General features: G+C 68.3%; 19 protein-coding genes and 1 pseudogene. 1 reads left to right on the forward strand and 19 read right to left on the reverse strand.

Annotated elements, in window-relative coordinates:
- Window positions 1–42 precede the first annotated feature (42 nt).
- Together VKA86_16965 and nadB are read right to left on the reverse strand one after the other, a co-directional pair.
- The gene (locus tag VKA86_16965; protein HKK72897.1) at window positions 43–795 is read right to left on the reverse strand and encodes a methyltransferase domain-containing protein; all 753 of its coding nucleotides are present in this window, start codon (window positions 793–795) and stop codon (window positions 43–45) included.
- The gene (gene nadB, locus VKA86_16970; protein HKK72898.1) at window positions 792–2,432 is read right to left on the reverse strand and encodes an L-aspartate oxidase; all 1,641 of its coding nucleotides are present in this window, start codon (window positions 2,430–2,432) and stop codon (window positions 792–794) included. The genes VKA86_16965 and nadB overlap by 4 nt, the downstream gene beginning before the upstream one ends.
- Window positions 2,433–2,709: 277 nt before the next feature.
- Here nadB and VKA86_16975 point away from each other — a divergent pair, with 277 nt between their 5' ends.
- Window positions 2,710–3,327: a hypothetical protein gene (locus tag VKA86_16975; protein ID HKK72899.1), complete on the forward strand. Its 618-nt coding sequence runs from the start codon at window positions 2,710–2,712 to the stop codon at window positions 3,325–3,327.
- A gap of 77 nt (window positions 3,328–3,404) precedes the next feature.
- Here the strand turns inward: VKA86_16975 and VKA86_16980 are convergent, their stop codons facing one another.
- From VKA86_16980 to coaE, 17 genes and pseudogenes are all read right to left on the reverse strand, one after another.
- The gene (locus VKA86_16980; GenBank protein ID HKK72900.1) at window positions 3,405–4,424 is read right to left on the reverse strand and encodes a tetraacyldisaccharide 4'-kinase; all 1,020 of its coding nucleotides are present in this window, start codon (window positions 4,422–4,424) and stop codon (window positions 3,405–3,407) included.
- Complete coding sequence (locus tag VKA86_16985; GenBank protein HKK72901.1) at window positions 4,421–5,098, reverse strand: DUF374 domain-containing protein; 678 nt, start codon at window positions 5,096–5,098, stop codon at window positions 4,421–4,423. Before VKA86_16985 ends, VKA86_16980 begins: the two co-directional genes overlap by 4 nt.
- Window positions 5,099–5,112: 14 nt before the next feature.
- Window positions 5,113–6,246, reverse strand: coding sequence for a lipid-A-disaccharide synthase (lpxB, locus tag VKA86_16990; protein HKK72902.1), 1,134 nt, complete (start codon window positions 6,244–6,246; stop codon window positions 5,113–5,115).
- A gap of 8 nt (window positions 6,247–6,254) precedes the next feature.
- Window positions 6,255–7,064 (reverse strand): acyl-ACP--UDP-N-acetylglucosamine O-acyltransferase, encoded by an 810-nt coding sequence (gene lpxA / locus VKA86_16995; protein ID HKK72903.1) that lies wholly within the window; start codon window positions 7,062–7,064, stop codon window positions 6,255–6,257.
- A gap of 17 nt (window positions 7,065–7,081) precedes the next feature.
- Window positions 7,082–8,395, reverse strand: coding sequence for a bifunctional UDP-3-O-[3-hydroxymyristoyl] N-acetylglucosamine deacetylase/3-hydroxyacyl-ACP dehydratase (locus VKA86_17000; GenBank protein ID HKK72904.1), 1,314 nt, complete (start codon window positions 8,393–8,395; stop codon window positions 7,082–7,084).
- Complete coding sequence (gene lpxD / locus VKA86_17005; protein ID HKK72905.1) at window positions 8,396–9,421, reverse strand: UDP-3-O-(3-hydroxymyristoyl)glucosamine N-acyltransferase; 1,026 nt, start codon at window positions 9,419–9,421, stop codon at window positions 8,396–8,398.
- A 93-nt stretch (window positions 9,422–9,514) separates the two neighbouring features.
- A complete protein-coding gene (locus VKA86_17010) occupies window positions 9,515–10,093 on the reverse strand; it encodes an OmpH family outer membrane protein (GenBank protein HKK72906.1) in 579 nt (192 codons plus the stop codon).
- A 68-nt stretch (window positions 10,094–10,161) separates the two neighbouring features.
- Window positions 10,162–12,495, reverse strand: coding sequence for an outer membrane protein assembly factor BamA (gene bamA / locus VKA86_17015; GenBank protein ID HKK72907.1), 2,334 nt, complete (start codon window positions 12,493–12,495; stop codon window positions 10,162–10,164).
- 255 nt (window positions 12,496–12,750) lie between these two features.
- Entirely contained in the window at window positions 12,751–15,243 is a 2,493-nt protein-coding gene (locus VKA86_17020; protein HKK72908.1) for an ATP-dependent Clp protease ATP-binding subunit, read from the reverse strand.
- Complete coding sequence (locus VKA86_17025) at window positions 15,240–16,316, reverse strand: ATP--guanido phosphotransferase (GenBank protein HKK72909.1); 1,077 nt, start codon at window positions 16,314–16,316, stop codon at window positions 15,240–15,242. The genes VKA86_17020 and VKA86_17025 overlap by 4 nt, the downstream gene beginning before the upstream one ends.
- Window positions 16,313–16,855 (reverse strand): UvrB/UvrC motif-containing protein, encoded by a 543-nt coding sequence (locus VKA86_17030; protein ID HKK72910.1) that lies wholly within the window; start codon window positions 16,853–16,855, stop codon window positions 16,313–16,315. The genes VKA86_17025 and VKA86_17030 overlap by 4 nt, the downstream gene beginning before the upstream one ends.
- The gene (locus VKA86_17035) at window positions 16,852–17,442 is read right to left on the reverse strand and encodes an ATP-binding cassette domain-containing protein (protein ID HKK72911.1); all 591 of its coding nucleotides are present in this window, start codon (window positions 17,440–17,442) and stop codon (window positions 16,852–16,854) included. The genes VKA86_17030 and VKA86_17035 overlap by 4 nt, the downstream gene beginning before the upstream one ends.
- Window positions 17,443–17,559: 117 nt before the next feature.
- A pseudogene (locus tag VKA86_17040) lies at window positions 17,560–17,781 on the reverse strand (ATP-binding cassette domain-containing protein).
- 25 nt (window positions 17,782–17,806) lie between these two features.
- Window positions 17,807–19,057 carry an ABC transporter permease gene (locus tag VKA86_17045; GenBank protein ID HKK72912.1) on the reverse strand — a complete coding sequence of 417 codons (1,251 nt, stop codon included), beginning with the start codon at window positions 19,055–19,057 and terminating at the stop codon, window positions 17,807–17,809.
- 30 nt (window positions 19,058–19,087) lie between these two features.
- Complete coding sequence (gene lysS, locus VKA86_17050) at window positions 19,088–20,569, reverse strand: lysine--tRNA ligase (protein HKK72913.1); 1,482 nt, start codon at window positions 20,567–20,569, stop codon at window positions 19,088–19,090.
- A 76-nt stretch (window positions 20,570–20,645) separates the two neighbouring features.
- A protein-coding gene (prfB, locus tag VKA86_17055; GenBank protein ID HKK72914.1) for a peptide chain release factor 2 occupies window positions 20,646–21,735 on the reverse strand; the annotation gives its coding sequence in 2 pieces (ribosomal slippage) (window positions 20,646–21,692 and window positions 21,694–21,735; 1,089 coding nt in all).
- A gap of 57 nt (window positions 21,736–21,792) precedes the next feature.
- Window positions 21,793–22,437 carry a dephospho-CoA kinase gene (coaE, locus tag VKA86_17060; GenBank protein HKK72915.1) on the reverse strand — a complete coding sequence of 215 codons (645 nt, stop codon included), beginning with the start codon at window positions 22,435–22,437 and terminating at the stop codon, window positions 21,793–21,795.
- Window positions 22,438–22,444: the final 7 nt, after the last annotated feature.

Here is a 22,444-nt window from a genome sequence, read left to right on the forward strand (position 1 = left end):
CCGGGATCGTTTCCAGGAACTCCGAGCGGATCGTCGGCGCACTCATGACGATCTCCCGCTGCGTCGCAGGCGCAGGATGCTCCGCCCGCTGCTCTCGAGGTCGAAGGGTGCGCCATCGTAGTCGCCGGTGAGGTCCTCCAGAGCGAAGCCGGCCTCGGAGAACATCGACGTCAGCTCGTCGACCCCGAACAGCATCACCCTCTCCTCGTAGCGCTCCACCACTTCGTCGCCGTCCGGCGCCGACAGTTCGATGGTCTTCACCACACGCGGCGGATCGTCGTCGACCCGGCGACGCTCGACCACACGCATGTCATCGGCTCGACGTTCACTCCGCGGAACCAGATCGCGCCGCAGGACGACGGGATTCGGGACGTCGAGCACGATCACCGCCGAGGTCACACGCGCCATCTCACGCGCGAGTTCCGCGTGGGCGTCGAAGGACTCGAAGTATCCGAAGCTGGTGAACATGGACAGCGTGGATTCGAAGCAACGATCGGCGAACGGGAGCCGGCGCATGTCACCGCGGACGAGCCGGGGCACGGAGTCCAGCGCTTCGAAGACACGCGCGGCCTCGGCGAGCAGTACCGGACTCAGATCGATCCCGACCGCCCGCGCCCCTCGCTCGTAGAGGACACGGAGGTAGCGCCCGGGGCCACAGGCGAGGTCAAGCACCCGCCGGCCGGCCAGCGTGTGGGCCGGGAACAGCGTGTCGATCGCGCGGCGCGCCTCTTCGCGGTCACGATGCGCGTACAGACGCAGGTACCTCTCGCCGAAGGACTCCTCGAACCAGTTCACTCCTGCGCCTCCGTCGCGGCCGCCCACTCGCGGACCCCGAAGCCCCGCGGGTCCAGGGGAAGCAGCCAGGGCTCGTCGCAATCGATCCGCTGGAGCGTGTCGCCGGCGAAGGCGTCGTCACGCTGCGGATACTCGAGCATCGCGTGCAGGCCACGGCTCTCGCGGCGGAATCCCGCCGACCGGATGATCAACTCGCCGAGCAGCGTCAGATTCCGGAGTTCGGCCAGATCGGGCTCCATGGAGTGCAGCGCCGCGTAGTGCTCGGCGTCGCGGGCCAGGGTCGCGAGGCGGTCCCGGGCCACCGTCAGGCGCTCTTGCTCACGGACGATGCCGACGTAGTCCCACATGGTCTTCCGGGCGACCTCCCAGTCGTGCTTCAGAGCGGTGGGGTTCATGGGATCGCGTCCGTTGCCGAACTCCAAGGGGTCGGCACGCGGCGGTTCGCCGATCTCCTCCCAACGGCCCAGGAGGTCTTCACTGGCCGCGTGCGCCAGCACCAGGGCCTCGAGCAGACTGTTGCTCGCCAGGCGGTTCGCTCCGTGCAGTCCGGTGCAGGCGGCCTCTCCGATCACGTACAGGCCCGTGAGGTCACTCCGCGCCGCCCCGTCGACGACGATCCCGCCACACTGGTAGTGCGCGGCCGGCACCACGGGCAGAGGTTCCCGCGTCATGTCGAGCCCGACCTCACGGCAGCGGGCGGAGATCGTGGGAAAGCGTTCTTCGACGAAGTCCCGGTCGAAGATCGTCGTGTCGAGCAGCACGTGGGTCTCCGCTCGGCTCTTGCACTCCTGATCGATACAGCGCGCCACGACGTCCCGTGGCGCGAGATCCGCGCGCTCGTGGTAGCGGCCCATGAAGGCTTCGCCGTCGAGGTTGCGCAACACCGCGCCCTCGCCGCGCACCGCCTCGCTGATCAGGAAGTTCGTTGCGCGCGGATGGAACAACGACGTCGGGTGGAACTGCACGAATTCCAGATCGGCGAGTGTCGCGCCCGCTCGCCAGGCCATGGCCAGACCGTCGCCGGTCGCGATGTCCGGATTCGAGGTGTAGCGGTACACCTTCCCGCAGCCGCCGCTGGCGAGGAGGACCGCACGGGCCTGCACGTCGAACTGGCGACCGTCGTGCCGGTCGAGCACGCGTGCCCCGACCACGCGGTCCCCTCCCGCGCGGAGCAGGTCCACGGCCATGTGGTCCTCGGCGAGTCGGATGCGCGGATGGCTCCGCACGCGGGCCACGAGGCCGGATTCGATCTCGCGGCCGGTGAAGTCGCCCGCATGGACGATTCGTCGGTGGGAGTGGCCACCCTCGCGGCCCAGGCGATACGACCCGTCGCGCTCGCGCGAGAAATCGATCCCGTGGGCGACCAGATCGTCGATCATCGCCGGGCCCCGCTGCACCACGGCCCGGACGACGTCGTCACGGCAGATTCCCGCGCCCGCCTCGAGGGTGTCGGCCAGATGATCCCCGAAGGAGTCCGTGCGATCGAGCACCGAGGCGATCCCGCCCTGGGCGTAGTTGGTGTTGCTCTCGGAGATCCGTTTCTTGGTCACCAGGAGTACGTCGACGGCACGGGCGAGGGCCAGGGCGGCCCGCAGACCCGCGATTCCGCTTCCGATGACGAGAACTTCGGTCTTCATGGCCGGTCCGGTCGGAGGAGTCGGCCCGACATGGTAGGCCAAAGGCCCCGCGGATGCGACGAACGACTCGAGGCATTGCAGGTTGCGGCACTGCGCGCCGCGACGCGGCAGGCTGAGGCACGAGGCGTTCCGGTCATCGGCGCAAGCTGCGCCGCAAGTCGTTGGAATGCAGTGGATTCACGCACTCCGACCCTTGGCATGTGCCTTGCGATCCAGCAACGCGTCGCGCCGGCCCGTCCGCCGCGGCCGCTCGAATCCAATGCCCGGGAGGCGTTCCGTGTTCGTCAAGCGCTCGATCATCGTGGCCACCATCGGCCTCCTCGTCCTGAGCTCGGGGTGCGGAGACGACATCGACGACGCGCGTTCGGTCGTCGAGGTCGCGTCCGTGGCCGAGAACGGGATCTTCGTCTGCGGGATCTACGACGCCGGCCAGGACAAGCTCTTCCCATCGGCCGACGACATCGTTCCGCCGGGCCACGTGCTCGTCCGCCTGCAGAACCGGTCGTACGACGACCTGATCACGGCCGAGAGCCTCGAGCCCTTCGGAGACTTCGTCGTGACCGGAGTCCAGGTCGAGTGGGTCCCCGTGACCGGGTCGACTTCGGGGGAGCAGCTCGCGAACCTGCGGCGCTTCGACTACTCCGCACAGTACGACGTGATGATCCCGAAGGACTCGCAGGTCGAGTTCAACGTCATGGTCGTGCCCTTCGCCATGAAGGAAGACCCGTACTTCCAGAATCTCGTCGATGCCTACGGCGGTGACGGCTCCACCCCGCCGTTCACGGCCGGCGCCCGGATCACCTTCACCGGCCACGACAGTGGCGACGAGCGCGAGGTCCAGTTCTCCGGCTTCGCCATCGTCGAGTTCATCGGCGTGATCGTCGACGACAACTGATCCGACCGACGACTTCCGTCGCAGCCCGACGCGAGGAGGGGCGGCACTTCGGTGTCGCCCCTTCGTCGTTCCGGGGGTCACGCGTCGACGGTGCCCACCACGCCGGGCAGGATCCCCAGCGCGGCCAGCGGGTCGGGCGAATCCCACGCGATCGCGGCGGTGAGTGCGTACACCGGGAGGCCCGGATCATGGGCCACGATCCGTTCCCGGTTCTTCTCGGGACACAGGATCGCGCGGGCGCCCAGGTCATGCGCCCAGTCCACGACCTCGGCGATCTCCCGGGCGGTCGGCCTCCAGTGGTCCCGTGCCCGCCAGACACCGAGCATCGGTACCTCCAGCGCCGCGAGCGTCGCCTCGAAACTCCGAGGACGCGCGAGACCGCTGAGACCGACGACGGGCGTCGCGAAGGGCACCGGTGTCGCGTCCGCCCGTTCCCCACCGGGGTCGATCCATCCCGTGGGCTCGAGCCGGAATCCCACGCAGGGCCGGTCGGCGTGCTCGTTGGGCAGGGCAGTGGTCGAACCGGTCGGACGTCGGACGAGGATCGCGTCGGCCCGCGTCAGCGCCTTCACCCCCTCCCGTGCGGGTCCCGAGGGAAGCGGCCGCGGGGATCGGATCAGATCCCGCTCGAGAACGATGGCAAGGCGCCGCGAGGCGCGCGCCCGGGTCTGGAAGCCGTCGTCGAGCAACACGATATCCGCTCCGCCGCGGCTCGCCGCGGCGTGGGAGCGCCGCCGATCGGCCCCGAGGTGGACGTCCAGGCCGCGCTCGCCGAGCCACGCCGGCTCGTCTCCGCCTCCAGCCGCGCCGTAGCCGCGGCTGAGGACCGCCACGCGCAGTCCGCGGTCCCGAAGACGCGAGCCGAGATCCTCGACGACGGGGGTCTTGCCGGTCCCCCCCACGCGCAGGTTTCCCACGGCCACGCTCGGAGGCGTCGGCGGGAGTGGACGCTCGCCGCGGATCCCACGATGGACCGCCGCCGCCACCGCGTACAGCTGCCCGACAGGGCTCAGGAACCCGGCCCAGAAGGAATCGGGTGCATGATCGAGCGCATCGAGGGCCCGGACGACGGGAGCCCGGCGATCGACGACGATCATCCCGCGTCGGCCCCGGCCCGCGACCAGGCCGCGGTTCCCCCGGGGTCGGCCTTCGGGCCGGAGGCGGGCCGCGTTCCCCCGAGAAGCTCCGCGAGCCGCTCCCCGGCGGCCTCGATCCCGGCCTCCGCGGGACCCACGTGAAGCGGAGCCGAGACGCGGAGCGACAGCCGGTCGCCCGGCCGCGGGATCTCGAAGCGGTCCCAGCTCCCAGGGGCCACCCAGGGGCGCCCCCCCGTCCGCCGGAGTGCCACGATCGGCACGTCCGCCCGCTGCGCGACGCGCAGGACGCCGTTCTGGACCATGCCCCGCGGTCCGCGCGGACCGTCGACGGCCAGGCCCAGCCGGCCGCCCTGCCTCAGCACGCGCAGCGCACCGCGGCCCGCTGTGATCGCGCGCGAGGAGGAGCTCCCGCGCAGGGTCGCGAAGCCCTGACGCTCCAGGATCCGGGCCAGGAGTTCGCCGTCGCCCGAGCGGCTCGTGAGGACCGACACGTCGAGGTCCCGGACCACCCACAACAGGGGCCAGAGCTCACCGTGTCGACAGGCGAAGATCATGGGCTGCCCGGCACGTGCGCACTCGAGCACGCCGGACGAGTCGTCCACCCGCCAGCGCACCACTCGACACAGGAACGCGTCGCCCAGGGCCACGAGCCCGGCGAGGCGAGGTGGGGACACGGGTGGTCGCACGTTCAGTCCGTCCCGTTCGCGGTGGTGCCGAGGCGCTCGAGCGCGAGCGCGGCGACGCGATCGAAGCAGCCGGGCTCGCCCAGTCGGCGTCGCAGTTCCCGGGCGTCGCTTCGCTGCTGCGCGCGCACCGACTCGTCGGGGTCAAGGAACAGTGCGTCCAGACGATCGGCAATCGCCCCCGGTGTCAATGCGTCCTGGAGAAGCTCGGGAAACGCCCTCCGGCCGAGCACGATGTTGGCCATTCCGATGTGCTCGACCGTCGCCAGGCGTCGGGCGATCCGGTACGAGAGCCCACCCGTCCGGTACACGATCAGATGCGGGGTCTCGGCCAGGGCGGCTTCGACCGTCGCCGTTCCGCTGCACACCACCGCCGCCTCGCTGCGTCGCAGCTCGTCGAAGAGCGTGCCCTCGACGGGTCGCGCCCCCACGTCGAGCAGCGGCCGCAGCCACTCGGTCTCGACGCCGGAAGCCCGGCTCACCCGCACGTCGATCGCGCGGTCGGCACGGTCGCCCAGCCGCCGGACTCCCTCGGCGAGGATCGGCGCGAGACGCGTGAGTTCCTGAGGACGGCTCCCCGGGGCGACCAGCAGGCCTCGACGCTCCGGCGGGTCCGACGCCAGAGCATCGGCGTGGGCGTCGACGAGTGGATGGCCCACGAACACGGCGTCGATCCCGGCCCCGCGGTAGTGGTCGACTTCGAAGGGAAAGATCACCGCGCAGCGCTCGACGCTCGCACGCAGGCGGCCGAGCCTCCACCGTGCCCAGGACCAGGTCTTGGGAGGGATGAAGTCGAGCGTCGGAATCCCGCGCCGGCGCAGTCTGCCCGCGAGGCGAACGTGGAAGCCCGGGTAGTCCACCGGCAGGAAGAGGTCGACGCCCTCGGCCGCGGCGCGCGCTTCGAGCTCTCGTGCCAGGCGGAACAGGCGGGGAAGGTGGCGGACGACCTCGCCGAATCCCATGACCGCCAGGTCCTCGGAGCGCGCCCAGGGCTCGACTCCGGCCGCGCGACCGTGCGGGCCCACCACCCCGACCAGGCGAAGACCCTCGTCGCGTGCCCGGAGGGCCCGGGCCACCCGGGACACGTAGAGGTCCCCGCTCGCCTCGCCGGCCGACAGGAAGATACTGGGCCGCGTCACACTCGGACTCAGCGCACGATTCCGCGATGCGCGCGCGCGAAGAAGTCCTCGAACATGTCGCTGATGGTGTCGCGTCCGCCGGCCAGGATCTGTTCCAACGCTTCCTCACGGCGGAGTCCCCGCCGGTAGAGGAAGCGGTAGGCCTCCTTCACGCGGGCCACCTGCCCTGCGTCGAAGCCGCGGCGTTCCAGACCGATGGTGTTCACACCCGCGGGAATCGGCGGCACCCCCGCCACCTTCACGAAGGGCGGCACGTCCTTGGAGATGCGACTGAGGCCGCCGATGAAGCTGTGGGCTCCGATGTTCACGAACTGGTGGACGGCGGTCATGCCTCCGATGATCGCGAAGTCGTCCACGTGCACGTGCCCGGCGAGATTCACCGAGTTCGCCATGATCACGTGATCACCGAGCTGGGAATTGTGGGCCACGTGCGCATAGGCCATGAGGAGACAGCCGCTCCCGATCGACGTGGTCTCGTCCTCCTCGGTGGCGAGGTTGACGGTCACGTACTCGCGGATGGTGTTGTCGTCGCCGATGACGACCATGGAGTCGGCACCCTCGTACTTGAGGTCCTGCGGGGCCGTCCCGATCACCGCGCCGTGATAGATGCGATTGCGTGCACCGATCACCACCCGGTTCTCGAGCACGACGTTGCTGCCGATCTCGGTCTGGTCCCCGACGACCACGTCGGGACCGATGATGCTGTAGGGGCCCACGATCACCCCGCGCCCGAGACGGGCTTCGGGATGGACCAGGGCCGTCGGGTGGATTTCGCCCAACAACGCCGTCTGCGAACCGCGCATGGGATTCTTCGGCATCGAATCCATCTCCTCGGTCAACGATCCACGACCGCGGCCAGCAGTTCGGCCTCGGCCACGACCTCGCCCGCGACCCGCGCCACACCCTGCATCTTGCAGGTGTGCCGCCGGAACTTGAGCATTTCGAGTTCGAACTCGACCTGGTCGCCCGGCAACACCGGTTTGCGGAAACGGCATTTGTCGATCGAGCTGAAGTACACGAGCTTCGTCTCGGGCTGTTCGAGCAGGCTCATCATGAGCACGCCCCCACACTGGGCCATGGCTTCCACCACGAGCACCCCTGGCATGATCGGGTGACCGGGGAAATGACCCTGGAAGAAGGGCTCGTTGATCGAGACGTTCTTGAGTCCTCGCACCTTCTCCCCCGGCTGCACCTCGAGGATGCGGTCGACGAGCAGGAAGGGGTAGCGATGCGGGAGGATGTCCATGATCGCGCGGATGTCCCAGTACTCGGGCTTCTTGCTCCGGTAGATCCGCTTCGTACCGGCTTCGAGGGCGCTGACCCGCCGCACGAAGTTCACGTTCGGCCCGTGACCGCTCTTCAGGCTGATCACGTGCCCCTTGATCGGCGTGCCCAGCAGACTGAGATCGCCGATCAGGTCCAGGATCTTGTGCCGCACGAACTCGTCGGGGAAACGCAGGGGCTCGTCGTTGAGGATCTCGTCCTCGCCGACGACGAGGGCGTTGCTCAGGGTTCCGCCCTGGATCAGGCCCTGCGAGCGGAGGTGGTTGACTTCGCTCTTCAACGCGAAGGTCCGTGACGGCGCGATCTCCCGGGCGAAGACCTCGGGTGTGAGATCGAAGCTGGCGTACTGGGTGCCGATGACCGGGTTCGGATACTGGATCGTGAAGCTCACGCGGAAGCCGTCGTAGGGAATGGCCGTGATGCCGATTCCCTCCTTGCTCCACTGCACCGGGTTGCGGATCTCGAGCGCGTGCGCCGGCACACCCTGGTCGACGATCCCCGTCGCGAGGATTCCGTCGACGAATTCCTTGCAGCTACCGTCCTGCGGCTCGGGAGGCTCGGTGCCGTCGAGCTCGAGGATGCAGTTGTCGATCTGCAGCCCGTAGACGGTCGCGAGTACGTGCTCGACCGTCGAGATGCTCACACCGTCGCGGACCAGCGTGGTGTTCCGGGCGAAGGGGACGTTCTCCGGCACCTGGGACACGTGCGCGGGGATGTCCACCGTGCGCCCGTCCTGGGTCACGCGGAACGACACGCCGGAGTTCGGCTCGGCGGGAAGGAAGCGGACCGTCGAAGCCTGGCCGGTGTGGATCCCGACGCCCTCGAAGGTCACCGCGTCCCGAAGAGTTCTCTGTTGGCGCAGCACCTAGGCGTTCTCCAGGTCGTCCACGCGACGCTTCAGCCGGGAGATCTCCTCGGCGTACTGCGACAGGCGCGAGAGGCGGGCTTGTATCCGCTTCCAGTCGGAGTGGTCGCGCGCGGGGTACCCCGCGACCGTGGCCTCGTCGGCCACGGACCCACTGACGCCGGCCTTCGCGGCCACCCGCACGCGATCGCCGATCCGGAGGTGGTCGGCCACTCCGGCCTGGCCGCCGAAGATCACATCGTCCCCGATCGAGCAGCTGCCCGAGATCCCCGTCTGCGCCGAGATCGCGGTCCGCCGACCGATCTGCACGTTGTGCCCCACCTGTACCAGATTGTCGAGCTTCGATCCGGCACCGATCACGGTCTCGCCGGTGGTCGCGCGGTCGATGCAGGCGTTGGCGCCGATTTCGACGTCCTCCTCGATCACCACGTTGCCGATCTGGGGGATCTTGTGCACGGCCGCTCCCTCGCGCGCGTATCCGAAGCCGTCGGATCCGATCACCGCCCCCGCGTGCACGATCACCCGGTCGCCCACCCGACAGTGCTCGCGGATCACGACCCGTGGGTACAGGAGCGCGTCGCCGCCCAGGGTCACCCCGGCCATCAACACCGATCCCGCGCCGATCACGGCGCGGTCTCCCACCCTACACCCTGGGCCGACCACGGCGAAGGGCCCGATGTGGACGTCCTCACCGAGACGAGCGTCCGGGTCCACGAAGGCCCGCGTGTCGATACCGGGCGGGAAGAGGTCCTCTCGTTTCGGCGCGAATTCCGCCAGGGCCCTCGCGAAGGCCACGGCAGCGTCGGCCACGCGGATCGCGGGAAGTGAGCATTCCAGGCCATCGCCGAGGATCACGGCCGAGGCTCGCGTCGACGCCAGGTCTCGCTGGTACCGCGGATCGGCGACGAAGGTGCAGTCCCCGGCCTCCGCGTCGCGAATCCCCGCGAGGCCCCGGACCATCAGGTCCGCGGGTCCGTCGAGGCGACCCCCGACACGCTCCGCCAGCGTCTTGAGATCGATCTGCATGATCGGTTGAGGGCGTCTCCGCGCGCCAGGTCGCCGATGGTGCCGCCGGCTCCGACGGCTGTCAATCCACAAACCGGGCGTCGCGGGGTGACGTCACTCGTCCTCGCTCCCCTGCTCGAGCTCCTCGAGGACCCGTTCGGTCAGGTCGATGCCTTCGCTCATGTAGACCACGTTGATGGTGGCGCGGTCGATGATGATGTCGAAATCGCCCTCCGCGCCCAACCGCTCGACCACGGTCGTGATCTGCTCGTTGATCGGGGCGCTCAGTTCGGCATTGCGCGTCACGGCCTGCCCCTGCTCCGGGTCCAGGATCTCCTGCTTGCGCTGCTCGTAGGTCGCCAGCTTCTGCTCGTATTCGCTCTGCAGGGCATCGAGGCTCTCCTTCGAGCGCAACGGGGCCTGCGTCCGGATCTGCTCCTGCAGGTCCATGAGCTCGCGCTCCAGCTCTCCGATCTCCTGCTGCCAGGCCCGCATTTCCTCCTGGAACACGGCATCGGCGTCGCGCGCCTCCTGGTACTCCGAGAAGATCCGCTGGCTGTCGATGACGCCGATCTTGGTCCCCTCCTGGGCACGCCCCACGCCCGGTGCCGCCACGAGGACGGCCAGGAGGACCGCGGCCAGGGACCGCCGAATCACGCGACCGGGGTTCGGGACGGACTGGTTTCCACGCATGCTCGCTCGCCTCCTACCGACATCGGGTGTCGATCGGCTCCCCTCCCGGCTCGGATCCGGGTCGGGGATCAGAAGAACTGACCGAAGTTGAAGTGTGCCGTCCAGCCGGGATCCTCGCCCAGACCGCTCTTGTCGAAGCCGTAACCGTAGTCGAGACCGATCCGGCCCACCAGGGGCACTTCGAGCCGGACACCGAATCCCGCGCCCGTGCGCAGGTTGGTGACGTCGGCCTCCTCGAAGCTGTTCCAGGTGTCGCCCTGGTCCACGAAGGCCAGGAAGTGCACGGCGTTCGTGAGCTGGTAGGCGATCTCGCTGGTGAAGGTCGTGTAGAAACGGCCGCCGACGAAGGGCAGGGCCGGCAGGTTGTCACGCGGGACGACCTCGAGGTCGTTGTAGCCGCGTAGCTGGAAGGACCGGTTGCCGCCGAGGCGGAACCGCACGTAGTCCGGCGCGGCACTGGTGATGAAGCCCGACGAGACCCCGGCGTGGAAGGCCAGCTTGAGCGGCAGCGCCTGGTACCAGTCGTAATTCGTGCTGATGCGGGAGTAGGCGACGTCGCCCCCGAGTGGTCCCCCGCTCAACTCGTAGCGCAGCAACGCCCTGCTCCCCGCCGTGGGGAAGAAGGGATTGTTCTGACTGTTGCGCAGGAGACTGAGCGTGATCTGGCTCTCGATCTCGGGCCAGTCGCGCTGATCGAGACGCTGGAACTCCAGCCCCTGTCCGCCGAGGTCGCGCTCGAGCTCGTCGAGAGCGTTGGTGTAGGAGTCGGCGAAGTTCCGGAGCTCGGTCTCGTTCAAGGAGTAACGCACCGAGGCGGTGGTGAAGCGCGTTCCGGGGATCGGACGGCCCATCCGCAGCGCGAAGCCGCGGACCTTCGTCTCGTAGAAGTCGCGCACCCGATTGGTGAAGCGGCTGAACACGTCCACACCCACCAGGGTCGGCGTTCCGCGGAACCAGGGCTCGGTGAAGCTCAGGTTGAGGAAATTCCGGCGATTGCCGAACTGCCAGGCGAACTGAAGGCTCTGCCCGCGACCAAGGAAGTTGTTCTCGCCGATGTTGAAGAAGCCGCTCGCCTCGGTCTCGGCCGAGAAGCCCACGCCCATGGTGAACTGCCCCGTCTGCTTCTCCTTGACGTCGAAGACCAGATCGATCTTCTCCGGCTCGGGCGTCTGTTCGAAATCGACCTGTACGTCCTCGAAGTAGCCCAGTCGGAACAGGTCCCCCTGGCTGTTGCGCAGCGCCTCGTTCGAGAACAGATCGCCGGGCAGGATCCGCATCTCGCGGCGGATCACCTCTTCGCGGGTCTTGTCGTTGCCGGAGATGATCACACGACGGATCCGCGCCTGCTCTCCCTCGCGCACCACGAAATCGACGTCGACGACGTTGCCCTCGCGAACGTTCCGCTGCGGCGACAACGTGCTGTAGATGTAGCCGTCGTCCCAGTACAGGGACTGGATGTTGCGTTGGCTCTCCTGGAACTCCTCGGCGCTGAACACCTCACCCGGGTCGAGTACGATCAGCTGTTGCAGCCGTTCCTCGGGAAACACGTCGTTACCCTCGAAGGCGATCTCCCCTACACGGTACCGTGGCCCCTCGTCCACCGTGATCCGGATCTCGACGTGGTTCTCCTCGGCCTCGAGGAACTGGATCTCGTGATCGACCACGGTTGCGTCCAGGTGCCCGGCGTCGGCGTAACGCTGGACCACGGACTCGAGATCCTGCTCGAACTCCGGCAGCTTGAAGGTTCCGCTGCGCCACCAGTTGTCGACCTTGGTGTCCATGACGTCGCGAAGGGTCTCGTCGTCGAGATTCTCGTTCCCCTCGAAGACGATGCGTCGCACCTGCACCTTCGGGTTCTCGGTGATGAGGAAGACGAGCGGCTGGCTGCCGGCGAGCTTCAGGAGGTCCTCGTCGACGTCGATCTCGGCGCGGTAGTAACCCTCGGAGCGATACTTGTCACGGACGGCCTCGATCGCTTGTCGGACCGCCGCCGGGGCGAGGAAGTTGCCAACCCGGAGATCGATCTCGCTGCTCAGTTCCGACGTGTCGAGTTCGTCGTTGCCCTCGAAGCGGATCTCGGACAGGCGCGGGTACTCGCTCAAGTTGAGGATCAACTCGACGACGCCCTGACGGACCCGGTTCTGGTACACGAAGACGTCGCGGAACTTGCCCGTGGCGTAGAGCGAGCGGATCGCGCCGGCCACGACCTCGCGCGAGACCGACTCGCCGACGTCCAGGCCGCTCCAAGCGACCACCTGCTCGGCGCGCACCGTCTGGGTGCCCACGACCTGGATCCGGCCCAGGGCCGGGGACTGCTGGGCCGCCGCCACCCCTGCGTCGAAGAGCGACAACCAGCACACGAGTGCGACGATCACCCCGGAGCGGAGGCCGTACGCAGGCATTCGGAATCGGATTTCGGTGCAGAGCATGCAGTTCGTCTCGTCGGCCTGATGCGGGTCGGGAACGCCCCCGCGGGACGGGCAGCCGGTGGGTCGGGCGATCGTACGCGCGTCGGGGACATCGGTTCCCCAGGGGCCGGACGCGCCGTGGCGCAAGGTACGCCGAGGCCTGCGGGCGGTCAACCGCCGGACTCCCCGGAACGCGACGGGCCGGACCCCGCAGGGGGCCCGGCCCGTGTGCCGTCCCGGATCGCGGGATCAGTTCTGGCTGGGCGTCGACGACTCGCTCGCGGACTCGCTCGGGTCGCGGCCCTCGTCGAGGACCTCGAAGCCCAGGCGGTCACCAGCGACGTCGATCCGCAGGTAGCCCCCCGAACGGATCTCGCCGCGCAGGAGTTTGTCACTGAGCGGATCCTCGACGTAGCGCTGGATCGCGCGGCGCAGCGGCCGCGCGCCGTGCTCGGGATCGAAACCGACCTCGACCAACCGATCCTTCGCGTCCTGCGTGTACTCGAAGGTCACCTGGAGGTTGGCCAGCCGCGTGTTCATGTCCTGCAACATGATGTCGAGGATCTGGTGCATGTGCGTCCGATCGAGCGCGTCGAACAGGATGACGTCGTCGATACGGTTCAGGAACTCCGGGCTGAAGGTCTTTCGCATGTCCTCCTGGATGTACGACCTCAGCCGGCTGGCCTTCTGCTTCTCGTCGTCGGCTTCGAAGCCCATGGCCTTGCTCTCGACACCCTTACGGCTGCCGACGTTGCTCGTCATGATCAGGATGGTGTTCTTGAAGTCGACGTTGCGACCGAAGCTGTCGGTCAGCACCCCGTCCTCGAGCACCTGCAGCAACAGGTTGAACACGTCCGGATGCGCCTTCTCGATCTCGTCCAGAAGGATCACCGAGTACGGATTGCGCCGCACCTTCTCGGTGAGCAGGCCACCCTCGTCGTAGCCGACGTACCCCGGAGGTGCACCCACGAGTCGGCTGATGGAGAACTTCTCCATGTACTCGCTCATGTCGATACGCACCAGGTTGTTGATGTCGTCGAAGAGGAACTGCGTGAGCTGACGCGCCACCTCGGTCTTCCCCACGCCGGTGGGGCCGGCGAAGATGAACGAACCGATCGGGCGCCGCGGATCGCGAAGTCCGGCGCGGTTGCGTCGGATCGCCTTGCTCACCGCCGCGATCGCCTCGTTCTGGCCGATCACGACCTTCTGCAACTCCTCTTCCATGCGGATGAGCTTCTCGCTCTCCTCCTCCTGGACCTCGGTCACCGGGATGCCGGTCATGTCGGCGATCACCCGGCTGATCTCCTTGCCCTCGACCGTGGCCTCGGTCTCCTGGCGGCTCTCGGCCCAGGCCCGGCGTTCGTCGGCCAGCTTCGCACGCAGTTCCTTCTCCTGGTCGCGGAACTTGGCGGCCTTCTCGAATTCCTGGTTCTGGATCGCGGCTTCCTTCTGGCGGGCCGCCTCGTCGATCTGCTTCTCGAGTTCGCGCAGGTCCTTCGGCACCGCGCTGCTGAACAGTCGCGCCCGGCTGCCGGCCTCGTCGATCACGTCGATGGCCTTGTCCGGCAGGCTGCGCCCGCTGATGTAGCGAACCGACAGGTAGACCGCGGAACGAATGGCGTCGTCGCTGTACTTGACCCGGTGGTGCGCTTCGTACTTGTCGCGCAGACCGAAGAGGATCTCGACGGTCTCCTCCTCGCTCGGCGGGTTGACCATCACCGGCTGGAAGCGCCGCTCGAGGGCGCCGTCCTTCTCGATGAACTTCCGGTACTCGTCGAGCGTGGTCGCGCCGATGCACTGGATCTCGCCGCGGGCGAGCGACGGCTTGAACATGTTGCTCGCGTCGATCGCACCCTCGGCCCCGCCGGCCCCGACGATGGTGTGGAGCTCGTCGATGAAGAGGATGATGTCCTCGTCCTCGCGGATCTCGTTCATGATCGCCTTCAGGCGTTCCTCGAACTGCCCGCGATACTTGGTCCCGGCCACCACACTGGCCAGGTCGAGGGTGATGATCTCCTTGCCGTGGAGCAGCGACGGCGCACGGTCGTCGACGATCCGTTGCGCGAGGCCCTCGGCGATCGCCGTCTTGCCCACGCCCGGTTCGCCGATCAGCACGGGGTTGTTCTTCTTGCGCCGCGACAGGATCTGGATCACGCGATCGATCTCACGATCTCGGCCGATCGTCGGGTCGAGTCGCTGGTCGCGTGCGAGCTGCGTGAGATTCCGGCCGAACTGGTCGAGGACCGGCGTCTCCTTCTTCTTCTTGGAGGCCTCGCCCGCCTCGCCGGGAGCACCCTTCGCACTGCTGCCCAGCAGCTTCATGATCTCCTTGCGCACCTTCTCGTGGTCGGCGCCCAGGTCCTGCAGGACGCGCGCGGCCACCCCCTCGCCCTCGCGGATCAGGGCGAGCAGCAGGTGCTCGGTACCCACGTAGTTGTGGTTGTGCATGCGGGCCTCGTCGATCGAGAGCTCCAGCACGCGCTTGGCTCGGGGCGTGAACGGAATCTCGCCGATGGTCAGCGTCCCACTCTGGGTCGTGACCATGTCCTCCACCGCCTGTTGGATCTGATCGAAATCGATCCCGAGACGCTGCAGGGCCTGCGCGGCGATTCCTTCGCCCTCACGAATGATGCCGAGCAGGAGATGCTCGGTCCCGATGTAGTCGTGCTGCATCCGGCCGGCCTCGTCGCGGGCCAGGAAGAGCACCTTGCGAACCCGTTCCGTGAAGCGGTCGTTCATCACTCGTCGTTCCTCTCTTCAGCTCGTCCGAGCTGCTCTCGAACGAAACGCGCCCGCGCTTCGTCTCGCTCCGGTGCCTCCATGGCCTGACCGGCCGCCACCTGCAGGTGTGCGCTCTGCACACACGTCAGCAGATGGTTCGACACCGAGGGGTCCAGCGGAGGCAGGATTCCGAGTCCACACCCGAGCCGAAGGTCGCTCAGCAACTCGAAGGCCTCCCTCGTGGTGAGCAACCGCGCCTGGGTCAACAAGGCCCAGGCTCTCCAGACGCGGTCCTCGATCCGGACCCGGTCGCGCTCCATCAGCGCGGTCCGGGCCTCGCGTTCACATTCGATGACTTTCCGGACGTGGACGAGGAGTTCCTCGACGATCTCGTCCTCCGTCCGTCCCAGGGTCACGGTGTTCGAGACCTGGAACAGCGCCCCCATGACGCCGCTCCCCTCCCCGTAGAAGCCCCGGACGGTGTAATTCAGCCGGCGGAGCCCGTTCAGGACCCGGTCGGCGTCCTCGGTGATCGCCAGCGCCGGCAGATGCACCAGGATCGAAGCCCGCAGCCCCGTGCCCACGTTGGTGGGACAGGCGGTCAGGTAGCCCAACGCGTCGTCCTCGGCGAAGGCGACGTCCTCGGAGATCGAACGCAGACCGGCCACGGCGCGTTCCAACGCCCGCTCGGGCCCGAGTCCCGCGGCGAAGACCTGCAGCCGGACATGGTCCTCCTCGTTCAGCATCATGCCCAGGGATTCGTCCTCGGTCGCCAGGAGACCACGCCCCAGCACGTGACGTACGAGATCGCTCGAGATCAGGTGACGTTCCAGCAGGAATCGCCGCTCGATCTCCTCGAGGTCCTCCATGCAGTGCACCCGGGTGCAGGCCTCCGGCGTCGCCCGTCGGACGGATTCGACCAGGTCCTCGCGCAGCCGGCAGAGTTCGTCGGCGTCGACGGCATGGGGGAAGCGCCATCCGGTGACGTTCCGGGCCAGCCGTACGCGGCTGCTCAGGACGATGTCCGCGTCGGGTGCCCCGGACTCGAGCAGCCAGGGCGCGGCGCGGTCCGCCAGTGCACGCAGCTCGCTCACGGGGCGTCCTCCGATCCGGGAGACCGTCGACGGGACTCGATTCGGTCGCGCAGACGCGCCGCGGCCTCGAAGTCCTCCTCGGCGATCGCCTTCCTCAATTCGCGCTCGAGACGCTGCATCTCACGCATCTCGCGTTCCTCGGCCGCCGCGGCCGGAGTGGCCCGGTGCCGCACGGTGCCGTGCACCCGCTGCAGCAGCGGCTCGAGGTGGTCGCGGAAGGTGGCGTAGCAGGCCGGACACCCCACGCGACCGGTCTTGCGGATCTCGACGAGCGAGACCCCGCAGCCGGGGCACCGGCGCGGAGCCGTGGGCACCGCACCCGGATCGACCTGCGAGGTCACGTGGATCGAGATCGAGGGCATCTCCGGGGGCTGCGGTTCCGATTCGGTCTCCGTCGTGGGCACGATGGTCGATTGGCCCACGATCCCCTGCCCGCGCGCGCAATCCGCGCACACGTACACCGTGTGCTTCGTGCCGCCCACCACCTCGGTGAACTGCCACTGGGCGGGGCTTCCGCAGAACTCGCAGTCTCGGGTCAAACGTCTTCCTCTCCGGCCGGGCCGTCGGGTCCGGCGACGGTGTCCTCCGTCACCGACCCGTCGCGGGCGTCGACGAGACGCCCTTCCCGGAGACGCAACCACCGATCGGCCCGTCGGGCAAGGGACTCGTCGTGGGTGACCGCCACCACCGCGATTCCGTCCTCCCGGGCGAGCCGCAGCAGCAACTCGTGCAGATCATCAGCTCTTTGACGGTCAAGGTTGCCCCCGGGCTCGTCGAGCAGCAGGAGACGGGGACGGTTGATCATCGCCCGCGCCACGGCCACCCGCTGCTGCTCTCCCCCCGACATCTCCCCGGGCAGATGGTCGAGACGGGCTTCGAGTCCCACGCGGACGAGCAGGTTTCGGGCCCTCTCGTGGGCCTCCCTCTCGGGGAGTCCCAGGACACGAGCGGGCATGAGGACGTTCTCCAGCGCCGTGAAATCCCCCAGGAGGTGGTGCTGCTGGAAGACGAAACCGATCTCCTGGTTCCGCAGATGGCTCCGGCGTGCCTCGGCCGGCGACGGCATGAGGATCCGTGTGCCCACTCCCGCCCCGAGCGCGACGATCGCCACCACCGCCGACGCCATGGGCTCGAAGAGCGGCCGCCCCACCACGTAGAGCGCGAGCGCCTGCGCGGCGGCCAGGGCCGCCAGGCCCACACCGATGGCGATCAGCGCCTGCCGACGGGCCACCGCGGGACGGTTGGTCAGATCGGTGTCCTGGGTGTCGCCCCAGGCGATCGAGCCCTCGTCGGGCCGGTCGAGCGACCCGAGCAGGTTCAGCAGCGTACTCTTGCCCGAACCCGAGACACCGGTGATCGCCACGCTCTCACCCGCGCGCACCTCGAGCGCGGCCCCACGCAGGACCTCCACGCGCCGGTGTCGGGAACGGTACACCTTGTCGAGCCCGTGGGCGCGCAACCACACCGGGCCCACCGCGGACGTCGAGGTCTCACTCATTGCGCAGCACCTCCACCGGCAGGACCCGCGTGGCCAGCCAGCTCGGCAGGAGCGTGGCCAGGAAGGTCAGGAGCATGGAGACGCCCGCCACGAGCACGAAATCGGCCACGTGCGGGTGCACCGGCAGGGTGTCGACGAACAGCACCTCGCCCGGCAGGGGGAAGCCGTAGCGGTCCAGGGCCACGATCGCCGCCAGACCGAGCAGGATCCCGGCCACCGTTCCCACGGCCCCGATCACCAGGCCCAGACGGAGGAAGATCCCCACGACCTGACGGCGCCGTGTCCCCAGGGCGGCCAGGATCGCGATGTCCCGCGCGCGATCACGCACCAGGGTGATGAGAATGGCCACCACGTTGAAGCTCGCGATGAGGATCAGGAAGGTCAGCAGCAGGAACATGAGGGCCTTCTCGAAACGGATCCACTCGAACAACTGCCCGTTCAGGCGGATCCAGTCGTTCGCATAGAAGCCCTGGTCGGCGAGTTCCTCTTCGATCCGGTCGGCGATCCGCGGTGCCCTCATCATGTCGGTCACCCGCAATCCGATTCCGTCGGCGCCTCCCTCGCGGGCGAACATGTCCTGCGCCACGTCGAGGTGCACGTACGCGAAGGCCACGTCGAACTCGTACATGCCCGAATCGAGGATTCCCACCACCAGGCATTCGCGGGTGGTCGTTTCGTAGTCGGCCGGACCGGCGCCGACCTTGCGCGGTGCGTGCACCGCGACCACGTCGCCGACGAGGGCGCGGAGCCCGGCAGCGAGTTCGGCGCCGAGGACGATGCCGGGGACATCGGCTCCCCCGTGGATCAGGTGATCGGTCCCGAAGCCGGTGAACGGCGGCTCGACGACCTCGTCGAAGCGCGTCACCTCGGACTGACGCTCGGGATCGATGCCCCACAGCACCGCCCCACGGTTCACCGATCGCCCGGGCAGGCGCTCGTGGGTGATCACCAGTTCGCTGCGGATGTAGGGCGCGGCGCCCAGGACGTCGTCGCGCTGTTCGAGTGTCCGCACCGTCGCGTCGAGATCGTCGAAGCCGCGGGGCGACAGCACGGTGACCATGGGCATGTTCTCGACGAACTTCAGTTGGATCTGATCACGGAAACCGTTCATGACCGCAAGGGTCACGCACAAGACCGCAACGCCGAGCATCACGCCCAGGCCGGCGAACAGCGCGATCAGCGACAGCAGGCGCGAACCGCGGCTGCGCAGGAAACGATCGGAGACGATCCCGACGAGACTCACGACGTCCTTCCGGCGTGCGGGGTGCGGGGCTCAGGCATCGTCGCCCCGACCTTCGGGGCGCAGCTGCGGGAACAGGAGCACGTCGCGAATCGAGTGGGAATCGGTGAACAGCATCACCAGACGATCGATGCCGATCCCGAGGCCGCCCGTGGGCGGCATGCCGTACTCGAGCGCGCGCAGGAAGTCCTCGTCGAGCTGCTGCGCCTCGGCGTCGCCGGCCTCGCGCAGGCGGACCTGTTCCTCGAAGCGCGCACGCTGGTCGCGGGGATCGTTCAGCTCCGTGAAGGAGTTGCCGACCTCGAAGCCCGCCACGAAGGGCTCGAAGCGTTCGACCAGCTCGGGATCGTCGCGATGGCGCTTGGCCAGCGGCGACAGCTCGACCGGATGGTCGCACACGAAGGTCGGCTGGATCAGGTGCGGCTCGACCTTCTCCGAGAAGATCTCGTCGAGCAGCTTGCCCTTGCCCATGCCCTCGTCGACCTCGACGTCCAGCCGCTCGGCCTCGGCCGCCACCGCGTCGCGGTCGAGAGGTCGGAAGTCGACGCCGGTGTGCTCGGTCAGCAGATCGAGGAAACGCGCCCGCCGGAAACCGTTGCGGAAGTCGATGGTGTGGTCGCCGTAGCCGATCGTGCCGTCCTCGGTGAGCGCCTCCACCAGCCGCGCGAAGACCCGCTCCACCAGGCCCATCATGTCCTCGTAGTCCCAGTAGGCCGCGTAGCACTCCATCATGGTGAACTCGGGATTGTGCGTGCGGTCGATCCCCTCGTTGCGGAAGTTCTTGGCGATCTCGAACACGCGGTCGTAGCCGCCCACCATGAGGCGCTTGAGGTACAGCTCGTCGGCGATGCGCAGGTAGAGCTCGGCGCCGCCGAGCGCATTGTGCGTGGTCACGAAGGGGCGCGCGGTGGCCCCGCCGTACATGGGCTGCAGGACCGGGGTCTCGACCTCGAGGAAGTCCTCGTCGATGAGCTGCTGGCGCAGCTCCCGGATGATGCGCGCGCGGGCCTCGAAGGACGCGCGCACGTCGCGGTTCATGATCAGGTCGACGTATCGCTGGCGGTAGCGCAGCTCCGGGTCCTGCAGGCCGTGCCACTTCTCCGGCAGCGGCCGCAGCGACTTCGACAGCAGCTGCAGCGACGTGACCTCGCAGGTCAGCTCGCCCGTCTTCGTACGCATCATGCGGCCCTCGACGCCGCAGAAGTCGCCGACCTCGATCAGCTTGAACTTCTCGTAGGCGTCTTCGCCCACGAGGTCCTTGCGCACCCAGATCTGCAGCGAGCCCGACTGGTCGTCGAGATGCGCGAAGCCCATCTTGCCGTGACGGCGCTTGCTGATCATGCGGCCGGCGAGGCGGACCTCGGCGTTCTCGGCCACCATCGCCTCGCCGGCGTCGACCACGTCGCCCAGCCGGTGGCTGCGCGTGAACGACGGCGGGTAGGGCTGCTCGCCGAGCGCCTCCCACTTCTCGATCTTCGACACGCGTTCCTGGATCAGGCGGTGCTGCGGGTCCATCGTCACTCTCCGGGAACCGTGGCCACGGGCGGCCACTGCTCGGGACCGGCGCCGGCCGGTCGGGGGAAACGGATCATCAGGACTTCGTGGTGGAGCCGGCCGCGCGCAGGAAGCTCTGCACGAACAGCTCGATGTCGCCGTCGAGCACGCGCTGCGAGTCGCCGGTCTCGACCTCGGTGCGGTGGTCCTTCACCTTGGTGTACGGATGCAGTACGTAACTGCGGATCTGGCTTCCGAAGTCGATCTTCATCTTGCTGCTGCTCAGCTCGTCGCGCTTGGCCTGCTCCTCCTCGAGCTTCTGCTGGTACAGCCGCGCACGGAGCATGTTCATGGCCGCCTCGCGGTTGCGGTGCTGGCTGCGCTCGTTCTGGCACTGCACGACGATGCCCGTGGGCTCGTGCGTGATGCGGATGGCGCTGTCGGTCTTGTTCACGTGCTGCCCGCCGGCGCCGCTGGCCCGGTAGGTGTCGACGCGCAGGTCCTTCTCGTCGATCTCGATCTCGATGTTCGTCTCGACGAGGGGGTACACGAAGCAGCTGGCGAAGCTGGTCTGCCGTCGCGACTGGGCGTCGAAGGGACTGATCCGCACCAGGCGGTGCACGCCGCTCTCGCCCTTGAGGTAGCCGTAGGCGTAGGGCGCGCGGATCTCGATCGACACGTGCTTGATCCCGGCCTCCTCGGCGGGCTGCAGGTCGGTGACCTTGTGGTCCCAGCCCTCGCGCTCGAGGAAGCGCAGGTACATGCGCATGAGCATCTCGGCCCAGTCCATGCTGTCGACGCCGCCGGCCCCGGGGTTCAGCTCCAGGATCGCGCCCTTGTCGTCGTCCGGGCCGCCCAGCATGTAGTTGGTCTCGAGGCGGTCGAGCAGCCGGCCCGCGGCCTCGGTCGAGCGCGTGGCCTCGGTAGCCGCGTCCTCGTCCTCGTCGGCCATCACCGTGTAGACCTCGGCCTCCTCGAGCTTCGTGTCGAGCTCGGCCAGCGGCTCGGTCCAGGCCTTGATCCGGTTGGCGGCGGCGATGGTCTCCTGGGCCTTCTCCTGGTCGTCCCAGAAGCCGGCCTCGGTCATGGTCTTCTCGAGCCGCTCGAGTTCGCTCATCTTTGAGGCGAGGTCAAAGACCCTCCTTCAGATGAGTGGTGCGCTGTTTCAGGTCGTCGAGTTCGTACACGGGGGACCTCCGCCGGGTCGTTCGGGTCGTCGCAGCAGCTGTGGGCGCCGGGATTGCTCAGACCCCGGTCGACGGACGCGGCCGACGCCATCCGGGCCCGAACCGCTGGTCGAGCAGATCGAAGAGCGCCTGTCGGGTCTCGGAACGAGGCCGAGCCGTATCCAATACCGCATCGGCGTCGTCGAGGAAAGCTTCGAGCGCTTCCTGGCGTTCCAGCCGGCGCTCGGCCGCCGCGGAATCGATTCCGTCCCGCTCCACGATCCGCTGCCGGCGCACCGGGCGCGGCGCCGTCGTCATGACCACGAGGTCGACCGACGGCCGCGGCTCGAACTGGGGCCACAGAGCCGCGTCGATCACGATCGCTCCGATCGCCGGATCCCGCCGCAGACGATCGATCCTCCGCTCGATTTCCGCCACCAACGGCGGGTGGACCAGCCGGTTCAGAGCGGCGAGACGCGCCGGATCGGAGAAGACGATCGCACCCAGGCGGCGGCGGTCGACAGCGCCTTCGTCGTCGAGCACGTCGGGCCCGAACGTGTCCACCACCGCGTTCCGCACGTCGCGGCGGCGGAGCATCTCGTGGCCCACGACGTCGGCATCGACCACGGCCGCGCCCTCGGCGGCCAGGGCACGACCCAGGGTGCTCTTGCCGGTACCGGTGCCTCCGGCCAGGACCACGACGGGGGTGTGTCGGACGTCCATCGGCACC

Source organism: Candidatus Krumholzibacteriia bacterium (assembly GCA_035268685.1).
Taxonomy (GTDB): domain Bacteria; phylum Krumholzibacteriota; class Krumholzibacteriia; order JAJRXK01; family JAJRXK01; genus JAJRXK01.

Bases quoted from the DNA above. Each gene is read 5' to 3' on its own strand.
- VKA86_17035 (HKK72911.1), bottom strand. From the start codon at position 17,442: ATGGCGTCGGCGGTGGTGGCGATCGTCGCGCTCGGGGCGGGAGTGGGC.
- nadB (HKK72898.1), bottom strand. From the start codon at position 2,432: ATGAAGACCGAAGTTCTCGTCATCGGAAGCGGAATCGCGGGTCTGCGG.
- coaE (HKK72915.1), bottom strand. From the start codon at position 22,437: ATGGACGTCCGACACACCCCCGTCGTGGTCCTGGCCGGAGGCACCGGT.
- bamA (HKK72907.1), bottom strand. From the start codon at position 12,495: ATGCCTGCGTACGGCCTCCGCTCCGGGGTGATCGTCGCACTCGTGTGC.
- lpxA (HKK72903.1), bottom strand. From the start codon at position 7,064: ATGCCGAAGAATCCCATGCGCGGTTCGCAGACGGCGTTGTTGGGCGAA.
- lpxD (HKK72905.1), bottom strand. From the start codon at position 9,421: ATGCAGATCGATCTCAAGACGCTGGCGGAGCGTGTCGGGGGTCGCCTC.
- VKA86_16980 (HKK72900.1), bottom strand. From the start codon at position 4,424: ATGATCGTCGTCGATCGCCGGGCTCCCGTCGTCCGGGCCCTCGATGCG.
- VKA86_17010 (HKK72906.1), bottom strand. From the start codon at position 10,093: ATGCGTGGAAACCAGTCCGTCCCGAACCCCGGTCGCGTGATTCGGCGG.
- lysS (HKK72913.1), bottom strand. From the start codon at position 20,569: ATGGACCCGCAGCACCGCCTGATCCAGGAACGCGTGTCGAAGATCGAG.